The organism is Mesorhizobium sp. M0106, from assembly GCF_040322715.1.
Classification (GTDB): Bacteria; Pseudomonadota; Alphaproteobacteria; order Rhizobiales; family Rhizobiaceae; genus Mesorhizobium.
Map to the genome: position 1 here is coordinate 40,321 of NZ_JAMYUA010000028.1, position 12,514 is coordinate 52,834.

General features: G+C 63.2%; 12 protein-coding genes and 1 pseudogene. 8 read left to right on the forward strand and 5 right to left on the reverse strand.

The window, feature by feature from the left end:
* Nucleotides 1-8 precede the first annotated feature (8 nt).
* The 8 genes and pseudogenes from NKJ55_RS23985 to NKJ55_RS24020 all read left to right on the forward strand — a co-directional run.
* Nucleotides 9-1,331 carry an MFS transporter gene (locus tag NKJ55_RS23985; protein WP_352452029.1) on the forward strand — a complete coding sequence of 441 codons (1,323 nt, stop codon included), beginning with the start codon at nt 9-11 and terminating at the stop codon, nt 1,329-1,331.
* A gap of 9 nt (nt 1,332-1,340) precedes the next feature.
* Nucleotides 1,341-1,781, forward strand: coding sequence for a YqaA family protein (locus tag NKJ55_RS23990; protein WP_352452030.1), 441 nt, complete (start codon nt 1,341-1,343; stop codon nt 1,779-1,781).
* Between the two features lie 162 nt (nt 1,782-1,943).
* A complete protein-coding gene (locus tag NKJ55_RS23995) occupies nt 1,944-3,506 on the forward strand; it encodes an ABC transporter substrate-binding protein (protein ID WP_352452031.1) in 1,563 nt (520 codons plus the stop codon).
* 28 nt (nt 3,507-3,534) lie between these two features.
* The gene (locus tag NKJ55_RS24000) at nt 3,535-4,476 is read left to right on the forward strand and encodes an ABC transporter permease (protein WP_352452032.1); all 942 of its coding nucleotides are present in this window, start codon (nt 3,535-3,537) and stop codon (nt 4,474-4,476) included.
* A 4-nt stretch (nt 4,477-4,480) separates the two neighbouring features.
* Complete coding sequence (locus NKJ55_RS24005) at nt 4,481-5,392, forward strand: ABC transporter permease (protein ID WP_352452033.1); 912 nt, start codon at nt 4,481-4,483, stop codon at nt 5,390-5,392.
* Complete coding sequence (locus NKJ55_RS24010; protein ID WP_352452034.1) at nt 5,389-6,402, forward strand: ABC transporter ATP-binding protein; 1,014 nt, start codon at nt 5,389-5,391, stop codon at nt 6,400-6,402. The genes NKJ55_RS24005 and NKJ55_RS24010 overlap by 4 nt, the downstream gene beginning before the upstream one ends.
* On the forward strand, nt 6,395-7,378 hold the full coding sequence (locus NKJ55_RS24015) for an oligopeptide/dipeptide ABC transporter ATP-binding protein (RefSeq protein ID WP_352452035.1): 984 nt from the start codon (nt 6,395-6,397) through the stop codon (nt 7,376-7,378). Before NKJ55_RS24010 ends, NKJ55_RS24015 begins: the two co-directional genes overlap by 8 nt.
* A gap of 35 nt (nt 7,379-7,413) precedes the next feature.
* Nucleotides 7,414-7,530, forward strand: a pseudogene (locus NKJ55_RS24020) (YqaA family protein); the annotation flags it as partial.
* Between the two features lie 199 nt (nt 7,531-7,729).
* Here the strand turns inward: NKJ55_RS24020 and NKJ55_RS24025 are convergent.
* The 5 genes from NKJ55_RS24025 to NKJ55_RS24045 all read right to left on the reverse strand — a co-directional run bounded on the left by NKJ55_RS24025 (nt 7,730) and on the right by NKJ55_RS24045 (nt 12,484).
* Complete coding sequence (locus NKJ55_RS24025; protein ID WP_352452036.1) at nt 7,730-8,503, reverse strand: sulfite exporter TauE/SafE family protein; 774 nt, start codon at nt 8,501-8,503, stop codon at nt 7,730-7,732.
* 188 nt (nt 8,504-8,691) lie between these two features.
* Nucleotides 8,692-9,414, reverse strand: a complete 723-nt coding sequence (locus NKJ55_RS24030) for a LamG domain-containing protein (RefSeq protein ID WP_352452037.1) — start codon at nt 9,412-9,414, stop codon at nt 8,692-8,694.
* Nucleotides 9,398-10,795: an ABC transporter permease subunit gene (locus NKJ55_RS24035; protein ID WP_352452038.1), complete on the reverse strand. Its 1,398-nt coding sequence runs from the start codon at nt 10,793-10,795 to the stop codon at nt 9,398-9,400. The genes NKJ55_RS24030 and NKJ55_RS24035 overlap by 17 nt, the downstream gene beginning before the upstream one ends.
* Nucleotides 10,782-11,462 (reverse strand): ABC transporter ATP-binding protein, encoded by a 681-nt coding sequence (locus tag NKJ55_RS24040; RefSeq protein WP_352452039.1) that lies wholly within the window; start codon nt 11,460-11,462, stop codon nt 10,782-10,784. The genes NKJ55_RS24035 and NKJ55_RS24040 overlap by 14 nt, the downstream gene beginning before the upstream one ends.
* A 125-nt stretch (nt 11,463-11,587) precedes the next feature.
* Nucleotides 11,588-12,484, reverse strand: a complete 897-nt coding sequence (locus NKJ55_RS24045; protein WP_352452040.1) for a DUF1259 domain-containing protein — start codon at nt 12,482-12,484, stop codon at nt 11,588-11,590.
* Between the last annotated feature and the right edge of the window lie 30 nt (nt 12,485-12,514).

The following is a 12,514-nucleotide window of genomic DNA, read 5'->3' on the forward strand; positions in this document are numbered from 1 at the left end:
AGACAAATATGCTTCAGGTCCTGGCCAATCGCACATACCGTCATCTCTTCCTGGCCCAGGTCATCGCCCTGATCGGCACCGGCCTTGCCACCGTGGCGCTCGGGCTGCTGGCCTATGATCTTGCCGGCGCCGATGCCGGCGCGGTGCTCGGCACGGCGCTCGCCATCAAGATGATCGCCTATGTCGGCGTGGCGCCTGTCGCCGCTGCGTTCGCCGAGCGGCTGCCACGCCGCACCATGCTGGTTTCGCTCGACCTCATCCGGGCTGCGGTCGCGGTGTTCCTGCCCTTCGTTACCGAAGTCTGGCAGGTATATCTTCTCATCTTCGTCCTGCAGTCGGCGTCGGCAGGCTTCACTCCGGCCTTCCAGGCCTCGATCCCTGACGTGCTGCCCGAGGAGAAGGACTACACGCGGGCCCTGTCGCTGTCGCGACTGGCCTACGACCTGGAAAGCGTCGTCAGTCCCATGCTGGCGGCGGCGCTGCTTTCCGTCATCAGCTTCCACGGCCTGTTCGCCGGTACGGTTGTCGGCTTCCTGGCGTCCGCGGCGCTGGTCGTCTCCGTGGTGCTGCCCAGCCCGCAAGCCTCGGAGCCGCGCGGCATTTATGAGCGCACGACGCGCGGAATCCGCATCTATCTGGCGACGCCGCGATTGCGCGGGCTGCTGGCCCTTAACGTTGCCGTCGCGGCGGCAAGCGCGATGGTGATCGTCAACACGGTCGTCCTGGTGCAGGCGCAGTTCGGCCTCTCGCAAAGCGACACGGCGCTGGCGCTCGCAGCCTTCGGCGGCGGATCGATGATTGCAGCCCTTGCCCTGCCGCGGCTGCTGGAGAACGTCCCGGACCGGGTTGCGATGCTCTCGGGCGCCGCGATCCTGGTCGCGGGCGTGCTGGTGGGACCGCTCGCCGGCAGCTACTATCTGCTGCTGCCGCTCTGGTTCGTGCTGGGGCTCGGCTATTCGCTAGCGCAGACGCCTTCGGGCCGATTGATCAGGCGTTCCGCCGATGCCGTCGACCGGCCCGCTCTGTTTGCTGCCCAATTCGCGCTTTCGCATGCCTGCTGGTTGATCACCTATCCCATTGCCGGCCGCGTCGGTGCGGCGATGGGATTGCCCTTCACCTTCATTCTGCTCGGCATCATTGGCGCCGCAGCCCTGCTTGCCGCGATCTGGCTCTGGCCGAAACACGATCCCGACGTGCTTGTACATACGCATGTCGATCTGCCTGAGGACGACCGGCATATCGGCGACGCAGTATGGTCGGAAGCGGGCTATGAGCATTCGCATGGCTATGTCGTCGATGATCGGCACCCGAAATGGCCCAGGGCAAGCTGAGAGCTCGAAATGCCTGGCGAGCTCGCCATCTATGGCGGTCTTTTCCTGACCGCGTTTGCCGCGGCGACCATTCTGCCGATGCAATCGGAAGCAGCCCTTGCGGGACTGCTTCTGACGGAAAGCTATGCTCCGGCTCTGCTCATCGCCTCCGCAAGCGCAGGCAATGTGCTCGGTTCGATCGTCAACTGGTGGCTCGGCCGGGGGATCGATCGCTTTCGCGACCGCAAATGGTTCCCGGTAAAGCCCTCCGCGTTGACGCGCGCGATGCGATGGTATCAGCGCTATGGACGATGGTCGCTGCTGTTGAGCTGGTTGCCTCTCGTCGGCGATCCGCTGACGGTTGTGGCGGGAGCGCTGCGGGAGCCATTCTGGAGCTTCCTTGCGATCGTCACGATCGCGAAGGTCGGCCGCTACCTCGCGCTGGCGGCGATGACGCTGAGCTGGATTTAGCGCTTGTCGAGACCCGCGCCGGCACGGCGACATTACGCGAGACGGCGCTTTCCTTTGCCGGCCGCAACGCTGCGCGCCAACTTGGATTTGCGTCGCATATGTCTATACAAATGGGAATGCATGTGTACAATCGCTACCAACAATCAAAAAAGGGGAACTGAAATGATCACTCTCGACCGCCGCAATTTTCTGGCCTCCACCGCTGGCCTTGCCTTCGTTGCCGCCTTTCCGCGCAGCGCCTTTTCCGAAACCAACGACACGCTGAAGATTGCCATCGCCGCGGAGACCGGTGATCTCGAGCTGCTGCAGAATGTTTCAACGCTGAGCACCTACACCATCGTCTTCGATGCGCTGATCCACCACGGCCAGAACGGCGCGCTTGAGCCGGGACTTGCTACCAAATGGACCATTGCCGACGATCAGCTTTCGATCGCCTTCGATCTGCGTGAAGGCGTGACCTTCAGCGACGGCACGCCGTTCGATTCCACCGCAGCCGAATGGAACCTCAAGCGATGGATGGGGGTGAGCGACTTCTCCTGGATTGGCGTCTCCGATGCGTACGACAGCATCGTCACCGATGGGCCGAACAAACTGACGGTCAAGCTGAAGCGGCCGGTGCCGGCCGCATTGCTTGAACTCACCATCGTCCGCCCAGTTCGTTTCCTGTCGCCCAAGGCAGTCGACAAGGATGGCAAGCAGACGGCGCCGATCGGAACCGGTCCGTGGATCGTCGAAAAATATGATTCGAGCGGCACCAGCCTCGTTCGCAACGACAAATACTGGGGCGAAAAGCCGCTCTTCAGCCGCATGGAATTGAAGGTGGTTCCAGATGAACTCGCCCGCGCCAATGGCCTTCGTTCAGGCGACCTCGATGTCATCGGCGGCGACTGGGTGGCGACGCTGTCGCCGCGCCGCGCTCGCGCGCTGGAAAGCGACGGCATGAAGGTTGTTGCCGAGCCGGGCACCGCGACGATGCTGCTCGGCTATTCGCCGAAGTCGAAGATCATCGCCGACAAGGCCGTTCGCGATGCCGTCTACGCATCGGTCGACCGGGCGGCGATCGCCAAGGTCCTGTTCGAGGGCTTTGCCGACCCGGCCGCCGATCTGTTCCCAGCGAATGTGCCCTCGTCGGGCAAGCGGCATGACGTGCCGGTGCGTGATGTGGCGGCGGCCAAGAAGATCCTCGCCGATGGCGGCTGGGTCGACAGCGGCGGTGCCTGGACCAAGGCTGGCTCTCCTCTGACCATCGACTTTCTGGTTTCCGAAGAGTCCCTACCGGGATCGCGGCGCATCGCCGAAATGATTCAAGGCCAGTTGTCCGAGGTCGGTTTCCAGGTCCAGGTGTCTTCTGTCGACAACGCCACCATGCATGAACGACGCCCCGCCTTCGACTATGATCTCGCTTTCTTCACCACCTATGGCGCTCCCTATGACCCTCACGGGACCCTTGGCAATGCTTTCGTCTCGACGGCGGACAGCGGGCCTGACGGCAAGATCTATGTCTCGGACGCGCTCGACGGCGTGGTCAAGGCTGCGCTCGAGGCGAGCGGCGCCGAACGCGACCTGAAGATGCAGGCCCTCTACGACTGGCTCTACGACAACACCGCCATCTGTCCGCTCGTCGTCAGCCAGCGGCTGTGGGCCCACAATCCGCGCGCGGAGAATTTCTCGCTTCCGGCGACCGACTATGACCTGCCGTTCAAGGCGATAACGCTGAAGGCCTGAAGACTTCGAGCCCAAGCGAGGCCTGACGATGAAAAGCACGATCCTGCGACGGATGCTGCTTGCCTGCCTTTTGATCCTGGCGGCATCCGCGCTGACATTCGCCCTGGTTGCGGCGGCTCCGGGCAATGTTGCGGCGCTCATTGCCGAGCGTGCGGCAGGTCCCGGCGCTGACGCGCAAATGATCGCCAAGATCGGCAACGAGCTCGGTCTCTACGACCCGTTGCCGATCCGCTACGGACGCTGGCTTTCCGGCGCGTTGGCCGGCGATTTCGGCATCTCACTGCGAACGGGAAAGCCGATCTCGTCGGAGTTTGCCGCCCGCATCCCGATGACGGCGGCTCTGCTTGCCGGCGGCGGCATTCTCGCCTTCATTCTCTCGATCACGCTCGGCATTGCCGGCGCCGTCAGCAATGGCGGCTTCATGGACAGGTTCCTCCATGCATTTTCGCTGATCGGCGCGTCGACCCCGAACTTCTTCGTGGCGGCGCTGCTGGTCATCGTGTTTTCGGTGATGCTCGGCTGGGTACCCACCTTCGGGACCAGCGGCTTCACCTCATGGCTTCTGCCGTGGGTGACGATCGCGCTGTTCCCGGCCTCCGTTCTCAGCCGCGTCGTTCGGGTCAACCTCCAGGAAGCGATGTCGCGGCCGTTTGCGACAACCGGCTTCGCCAAGGGCTATACCAGAACGCAGGTGCTGCTGCGCGAGGCGCTGCCCAACATCGCCATTCCGTTCCTGACGACATTCGGCGCGCAATTCACGCTGATGATCATCGGGTCGATCGTCGTCGAGACGGTATTTGCATTGCGCGGCGTCGGTGCCTTTTTCATCGAGGCGATCCGCTTCCGCGACTTCATCGGCATGCAGTCGGTGCTGCTGCTGTTTGTCGTCTTCTTCGTCATGGTCAATTTCATCGTCGACATGATTTGCATCGTCGCGGATCCGCGAATGCGCCGGGCGCGGGGAGCATGAGGCGATGAACATTTCCGCTATCAGGGACATCAAGGACTGGCCGTGGCCGGTGCTGCTCCCCGTAATCGGCTTTGTGCTGATCGGCATCTTCGCTCCTGCTATCATGCCTTACAATCCAAGTGGGCAGGACTATTCGGCGACACTGGAGGGCATGAGCTGGAACCACTGGCTCGGCACCGACTATCTCGGCCGAGACGTCTTCAGCCGCATCGTCGGTGGCGCCCGCATTTCCTTGGTGGCGATGGTGATCGTGCTTGTCGCCGCGCTGGCGATCGGGGTCACGATCGGCTCCTTCGCCGGCTATGTCGGCGGCCGTGTCGAGCTCGTCCTTATCAGCATCATCGATATTGCGCTGGCACTTCCCAGCCTGGTGATCGCGCTGGCGTTGATCGGCATTCTGGGCACCGGCTACTGGTCGATGATAACGGCGCTCACCCTGGCGTGGTGGGCGAACTATGCCCGCATGAGCCGCGCCGTCGTCACCGCCGAGCTGCAGCAGCCCTATATCGAGGCGGCCCGCGTGATGGGCGCCGGCCATCTGTGGATATTTGGCCGCCATATCCTGCCGCATGTGCTTGCCCTCGTCGTCGTCTATGCAAGCGCCGACGCCGGCGCGCTTGTGCTGGCCATCGCCACGCTCAGCTTTCTCGGACTTGGCGTCGCACCGCCGACACCGGAATGGGGTCAGATGCTGGTCGACGGGATGAGCTACATCGAGGAGGTGCCGCGCCTCGTCGTGCTGCCCGGTCTGGCGCTGACGCTGGTCGTGGTCAGCTTTAACCTTCTGGGCGAAGCCTTCGCATTGCAAAAGGTGCCGCGGCCGGTTCGCGGCGCGACCTTGCGCAGACGCCGAAAGGCGCGCGCTCGCGAAGAAGCCGAGCGTAACGCCGTCGAAACGGGAACGACTTCAGCATGAGCGACGCTCAGCCGATCTATTCGATCGAAGATTTGGTCATCGACCTCTACGCCACCACCGTTTCGGTGCGGGCGGTGGACGGGGTGTCGTTCAACGTCCATCCCGGAGAAACGGTCGCGGTCGTCGGCGAAAGCGGTTCGGGAAAGACCGTAATGACGCTCGGTCCGCTCGGCCTGCTGCCCGAGGGCGTGACCGTGGACATGAAGGGATCGGCGCGAGCCGACGGAAGCGAACTGCTCAGCATCGGTTCACGGCAATTGTCGGACCTGCGCGGGCGCTATTTCGGCGTGATTTTCCAGGACCCGATGAGCGCGTTGAACCCGATGCTGAAAATCGGCCCGCAGCTGGCCCGCCAGGCGCGCCGCTTCGCCGGCCTATCGCATGAGGCCGCGCGCAAGGAAGCGGTCTCGCTTCTGGCACGCTCCGGCATTCCGGACCCCGAGGATCGCTACAACCGCTATCCGCACGAAATGTCGGGCGGCATGCTGCAACGCGCGATGATCGCGCTGGCGCTGGCGGCCCGGCCGCGCGTGCTGATCGCAGACGAGCCGACCACGGCGCTGGACGCCACGGTCCAGGCGCAAATCCTGGAGCTCATCCGTCAGATCCAGCGGGAGGATGGCATCGCGGTCGTGCTGATCACGCACGATATCGGCGTGGTCGCTTCCGTCGCCGACCGCGTCATCGTGCTTTACGCCGGCCAGGTGGCGGAGGAGGGGACGGCGATGGATGTGCTGACCCGGCCGGTCCATCCCTATACGCGCGGACTGCTCGCATCGGTGCCGGATTTTCGCGCCGACGAACGCGCGGCGACCCGCGAGATACCGGGCCTGCCGCCAAACCAGATCCGGCTGGAACCGGGTTGCCGGTTTGCCGAGCGCTGCGAATTGGTCGAAGCCGGTTGCCGGCAGCACCGGCCGCCGTTGCAGACGATATCCGCGTCGACAAGCCCGCACCGTGTGGCTTGCCCGGTCGTGCTGAAACGAGAGGGGATCGCCCTCCATGTCTGATGCCGCGGCGATCGAGGTCAAGGGATTGAAGGTGCATTTTGCCAACCGTTCGGGCACCGGCGCGGTGCGGGCGGTCGATGGCATAGACCTGACGGTCGCGCGCGGCGCGTTCCACGGCATCGTCGGCGAGTCCGGCTGCGGCAAGACCACGCTGGCGCGCACCATCGTCGGTTTGCAGAAGGAGAGCGAAGGCACTGTCCTGATTGGGGGAAGGGATCGCACCGAATGGCTGAAATCGGACAGGAAGTCGTTCAGCCGCGAAGTCCAGTTCGTCTTCCAGGATCCGTTGGGGTCGATGAGCCGCCGCCAGTCCGTCTACCAGACACTGGAGGAGCCGCTGCAGATCCATCGCTTCGGTTCATCAGTCGAGCGCCGGCGCCGCATCGCCGAGCTTCTGGATCTGGTTGCGCTGCCTGAGACGGTGCTCGACCGTTTGCCAAGGTCGCTCTCCGGTGGCCAGCGGCAGCGCGTTTCGATTGCGCGCGCGCTCGCGCTGAAGCCGTCCATACTGGTCTGCGATGAGCCACTTAGCGCGCTCGACGTTTCGATCCGGGCGCAGATCGTCAACCTGTTCACGTCGCTGCAGAAACAGCTTGGCCTGACCATTGTCATTGTCGCGCATGATCTGGCGATCGTGCGCGAGGTCTGCTCGAACGTGACGGTGATGTATCTCGGCCGCATCTCGGAAGCCGGCCTGACCCGCCCGCTGTTTCGCGAGCCGGCCCATCCCTACAGCCAGGCGCTGCTGTCGGCTGTTCCTTCTCCCGATCCTCGCATCGAAGCCGGGCGCCGCCGGATCATTCTCGCCGGCGATCCGCCAAGTCCCAGCGCGCCGCCTCCGGGGTGCCGGTTCAACACGCGCTGTCCGGTGGCGATCGATGTCTGCCGGGTCGAGGAACCGATGCTGCGATCGGTGCCGCATGGCGGCGTTGCAGCCTGTCATCTGGCCGATAGCGGCCGCCGCCCGATTATCTGAAAAATGTCGTTTCTGCGCCTGAACGATTCGCGAAGCTAACCGTCGTCGCGGGCGTCCTGCGCGAGCCTTTTCGGGTTTTCCTTTTGCTGGTCACTGCCGCCAAGGTCGGCCGCTATCTGGTTCTTGCCGCCGTGACCCTGAGCGTGATCTAATCTCACGAAGCTTCTCGAAGCTGAGCTGGTTAGGTCGGCTGGTTCGAAGAGCCCTGTATGATGCGCGCGGACGGGAAGCGCTAGCTCTTTTTGACGGCGACCTTGTCGAGGGCTGCGCGCAGGCCTTTCGCCAGCTTCTGCGCATCGCGCGACCGGCCAACCAAGCTACGGCGCAGCGCTCCAGCCAACAGCGACATTGTTAAGACATTCCCGTGGCCGCGCGCCAGGCCTGCATAACGAAGCTGTGCTGGTTCCAGATCATCAGCGCTCCACTCACAGCCATGAGCGCGACCACAAGGCCGCGGAATTGTCGTCCACTCAGGCGTTCGAGCCAGCGCTTGGCCAGCAGATTGGCAAGCGCAGCGCCCAAACCCGCGGCTGCGCCGTACATGGCCGCCTGACCACCGAGCGCGCCGAGTCCGGTGAATACCGCGATCTTGACGACATCGGTCACAAACGAGTTCACCGATTTCGTGGCGACCAACGTCTCCTTCTCCGAACCGTAGTTCAGATAGAGCGAATTCAAGACGGGTCCCACCGTGCCCATCAGCGCCGACAACAGCGCGACGATCAGGCCGGCCGGGAGGAACCACCAGCGGCGGGCTCGGTAGCTCCGCTCGCGCGCGCCGCCGCGAAATTCCCAGACTGCACTGATCAGATAGATCCCTATGAGTATCTGGAGCCATTCCGCCCGACTGTTGGCGAAGAGCCAGGAGCCCGCAGCGGCACCGGCGATGGCGCCGGGCAGGTACCAACGGACCAGGCTCCAATCGATGTCGCGCCGGAAGGCCAGGGCGCGGATGGGATTGCCGATGAGCTCGGTCAAGGTGATGACCGGCGCAACCGCCGCGCTCCCTGTGATGAAAGTCACGGCGGGGATCAGCAATAGACCTCCGCCTCCGGCCGAGAGGGTGTTCAGTGTCCAGGTGAGGAACCCCGCCAACGCCAGGAGGCCTAGTCTAATCCAGTCCATCCGATCAGAACGAAGCGGACCTTTGATCGTTCCGAACGCGTCGGTTCGCAAAAGCCCGGCCCGCCTTTTGAGTCTCGTCTGCGATGGAAATAATCACCCGTTACCGGGCCAAACGCGGGCGCCCGGAAGACCGGACTCCGGCGCACCGCACCGCCGATAGCTTTGAAAGCTGGTTGAAAGCGTACCGCCTAACCAGCCGGAGTTACGGTGAAGTCATCAAAATACACGTGACTGTCGGCCTTCGACCACAAGCCAACACGCCCGGTCACGGGCTCAGGCAGCGTGTCCTGCAGGTAGAGCTTGCCGTCGACATAGCCTTCGACCTTGGTGCCGGCGATGCGCACCTTCAGGTCGTGCCATTCATGGGTTGAGGTTGGGGTGTTCTTGACCCAGGTCACCGACGAGCGTTTCCCCTTTTCGAACCTCCACAAGACAAGATTGTTCTCCAGAGGGTTGGCGCGAATCGTGAGATAGTCGCCATTGGGCTTAAGGTTGAACAATATCCCTGCACCCTGGTCGATGCGGCCGCTGATGCCTTCGAAGCGGACGCTGATCTCTCCATCGCGGAAATCTGGCGTGCGTTCAAAGACTGCGTAGGGGAAGTATGCATAAGCCTGGACGCGGTCGAGAAACTCGGCATACCGCTCGCCATAGAGCGCCCGTGCCTTGTCGGCGAGGCCGGCGGAGGTCTGCCCCTCCTTCCATTGGCGGCCATCGACGGCCAACACCTTGTTGTCGCCTTCAGTTTCAATCCGCCAAATGCCCACCACGCCGGGCATAGCCTTCGAATCTGCGCCAACTTCCTCGTCCGAAAAGTTCACGATGCTGCGCTGGCCGGCAGAAGCTGGCAGCAGCAAGGCCACCAGGCCGGCAGCTACGGCGACTGTCACGAGGCTATGTGAGATTTTCACGGCTGATCTCCTTCTGGCTTGAAGCGTATTCGATGGTCGGTACCCGGCGGCACCGCCACCAGGCGACCCCGATGAGCAGCGGCAGGCCGCCAAGGAACCAGGGAAGCGCGATCCAGGGCGCGGCGACGAGCGGATAACCTGGATAGTCGTCGGTTCCTGTGACCGGTGCGAGCAGGGGTACGTTTGCGAGCCCGTAGAGGAGCGGCAGAATTTCCTCGGTGCCCGTCGATCGGCTGACAGCCGACCGGCCGCCGTAGCTGTACTCCACTTCACCATACGACTCGTCGCTTGCGCTGCCGACAGCGCTCTGCTGGTCGCCTGCAGGACGGATGACAATCCGGGGAATGATCCGCTCGAGCTTCGACAGGATGCTGGTCTGCAAATCCGCATACCGGGGGTCTTCAGGTACCAAGTGAACGGTGATGGTCAGCTGCTTGCTGAGCTGCGCCAGCGCCTGCTCGTCGGCTAGCGAGAAAGAGTTCCGCCGGTCCTCGGTCGAATCCACCGACCATCTGATCTGGGCTGCAGCGGCCAGCACAATGCAGGTCGCGGCGATGCAGACGACCGAACGTGCAACCTTGGTGCGCAGGGCAACGCCCGTCGGGAGCCAAATGGTAGCGAGCGCAGCAAAACCAAGAATCGCAGCGGGCACCCCGACGACAAGACTGATCGAGAGCAATCCGAGCTCAAACGTGTGCAGCGTTTGCGTGAGCGACAGCCGCGACGACCAGCCAAGGAGGTCGGGTTGGCTGGCCGCCGCGAAGTCGATGACCCACGATCCAATCGTGAAACCGAGCGTGACGATCGCGGCGGTTGCCGCGCTCTCGGCAAGCGCAGCGGCGAACAAAGCGATGGCGCCGACCAGCACCCCGTAGAGCAGATGTCCGAGAACAAGATTCAAGGTCTCGGCGACGAACAGATGTCCGCCCATGAATGCCCAAATCGCGAGCGCAGAGATCGCAGGCACCGCGGCAATGAGCCAGGCCGCGAAGACGGCAACCAGCTTCGCGCCAATCAAGGTCGGCGTTCGATAGGGCAGTTGGATCAGGAGCCGCAAGGCGCCGGACTCCTTTTCGTTGCCGAGCACGCGTATGGCAACAAAGGGAAACAGCAGTGTGACGGCGACGTAGAAGCCGCCGAACGTCGGGACCAACACGCCGTCAAGCGGTGATAGCGCGCTCGCGAGCCCCGACGCGTCGAGCGCCGTGGCGCTCGCGTTGCTGTAGAGCGATACGGCCTGAAAGAAGCTGAAGCCGATGAGAGGGCAGAGTATCAGCAGCATTATCCAGAGCGGCCGGCCGCTCGCCATTTCCCGCAGCTCCTTGGCCAGCAAGGGGCCGAAGGGAGCGCCGAGCGGTACGGCTGCCTCAGGTGAGCGCAAGGAAAACCTCCTCCAACCCACCGGACGAAATTCCCGCACGCGCCCGCAGGTCGCTCAGGGATCCGATGCCGCGTACGCGGCCGTCCGCGAGCAAGACGAAACGGTCGCATAGGCGCTCGGCATCGAGCAGTTGGTGTATCGCGAGGACGAGGCTGCGCCCCTGCGCCGCGACCTTGCGAAGCACGCTCATGATCTCGCGGGTCTGTCGTAAGTCGAAGCCGTCAAAGGGCTCGTCCATCAGCAGCAAGGGATGCGGCGTGATCAGGGCAAGCGCCAGCATCAGTCGACGGGCATACCCCTTGGACAATTCAGACACGCGCTTGATTAACACCGGTGCAAGTCCGACGGCCCCGACTGTCTCCGCGACGTCGAGGTGCGATGTCCGGTAGACATCAGCGAAGAACGCAAGAACATGTTCGACGTACTGGTCGCGCCAGGGCCGCAGGCCGTCGGGAAGGAAGAAGATCGACCTGCGGCGCGATGCAGGCGGCAGAGAGGCGCCGTGCCGGAGAATCGTTCCCGAGTCGGCCGGAAGAAGGCCGGCGATCGCTTCCAACAGCGTAGTCTTGCCGGCGCCGTTCGGCCCGATAAGACCGAGAACTTCGCCGGCCTCCACGTTGAAGGCAACATCCGCCAACGCGGTTTGCTCGCCATAGCGCTTGGTCAACGCACCGACCTGAAGGGCATATCCTCCCTCTTGCCGTGTAGCGATTTGCGCCTTGTCAGACATCCGGCTTCGCATCAACATCGGCTGATTCCCTCCCGGCGTGCGATCGCGCGGAGGCCCAATATCTAGCTCTTCTTGACGGCGACTTTATCGAGGGCCGCGCGCAGGCCTTTTGCCAGCTTCTGCGCGTCGTCATTCGCCCAGAAATGCATGAAGAAGAGCCGCGGCTCTTCATCGAGCATGTGGCTATGCAGCGCGGTAATCTCGATGCCGTTATCCTGCATTGCCTTGAGAACCGGATTGACCTCCTTGGCGGTCAGCACAAAATCACCCGTGATCGCTGCTTTGCCACCGCCCGTCGACTGGAAGTTGATCGCTAAGGCCGAGCCCAGGGCGGCCGGCACGTCCATACCATTTTCCTTGACCGGTTCGGCGCGCGGGATACTGAACTGGTAGACGCCGCCATTGACCTTACCTTTGTAGCCAATGGCCTTGTCGACGGCCGCCGTGTCGATCGGCTGGGTGGATGCTTCCGATTGCGAGGCACCGGACGCGGCATTCTCCATCGGGGTCTTTGTCAACGCCAATCCGGCATGAAGCGCAGTGGCGAGCGTGACGGGATCACCCTGGCCGAACACGTGCATGTAGAGCGTCATCGGCTCCGCGCGCAGCAGGTGGTTGTGCACTGCAGTGATCTCGATCCCACCTTCTTGTAGCTTCTTCATGACCGGGTTCACCTCGTCCTGCGTCAGAACGATGTCGCCCATGACCATCGCCTGGTTCACCATTGGCTCGAACGCGATCCAGCCTCCGAGCGCAAATCCTGGCTTCAGGGATATCCCATCGAGGGATACTTTCAGGTCGGTTCGTGGCAAGCCCACCCTGTAAACGCCGCCAGGCATTTCCGTTCCGGATTTGCCGAGTGTCTGCGCGACTATTTGCCAATTGGGTGCAGCCGATGCCGGTTCGAGCAGCGCCGAGACCGCAATCAGCATTGCGCCGCTCATGAGTTTTGCTTGCATGGGAGTTCTCTGCCCCCAATCGCCCACCGG

Coding starts and splice junctions, on each gene's coding strand:
- NKJ55_RS24005 (WP_352452033.1), top strand. CDS start 4,481: ATGAACATTTCCGCTATCAGGGACATCAAGGACTGGCCGTGGCCGGTG.
- NKJ55_RS24015 (WP_352452035.1), top strand. CDS start 6,395: ATGTCTGATGCCGCGGCGATCGAGGTCAAGGGATTGAAGGTGCATTTT.
- NKJ55_RS24025 (WP_352452036.1), bottom strand. CDS start 8,503: ATGGACTGGATTAGACTAGGCCTCCTGGCGTTGGCGGGGTTCCTCACC.
- NKJ55_RS23990 (WP_352452030.1), top strand. CDS start 1,341: ATGCCTGGCGAGCTCGCCATCTATGGCGGTCTTTTCCTGACCGCGTTT.
- NKJ55_RS23995 (WP_352452031.1), top strand. CDS start 1,944: ATGATCACTCTCGACCGCCGCAATTTTCTGGCCTCCACCGCTGGCCTT.
- NKJ55_RS23985 (WP_352452029.1), top strand. CDS start 9: ATGCTTCAGGTCCTGGCCAATCGCACATACCGTCATCTCTTCCTGGCC.
- NKJ55_RS24045 (WP_352452040.1), bottom strand. CDS start 12,484: ATGCAAGCAAAACTCATGAGCGGCGCAATGCTGATTGCGGTCTCGGCG.
- NKJ55_RS24010 (WP_352452034.1), top strand. CDS start 5,389: ATGAGCGACGCTCAGCCGATCTATTCGATCGAAGATTTGGTCATCGAC.
- NKJ55_RS24000 (WP_352452032.1), top strand. CDS start 3,535: ATGAAAAGCACGATCCTGCGACGGATGCTGCTTGCCTGCCTTTTGATC.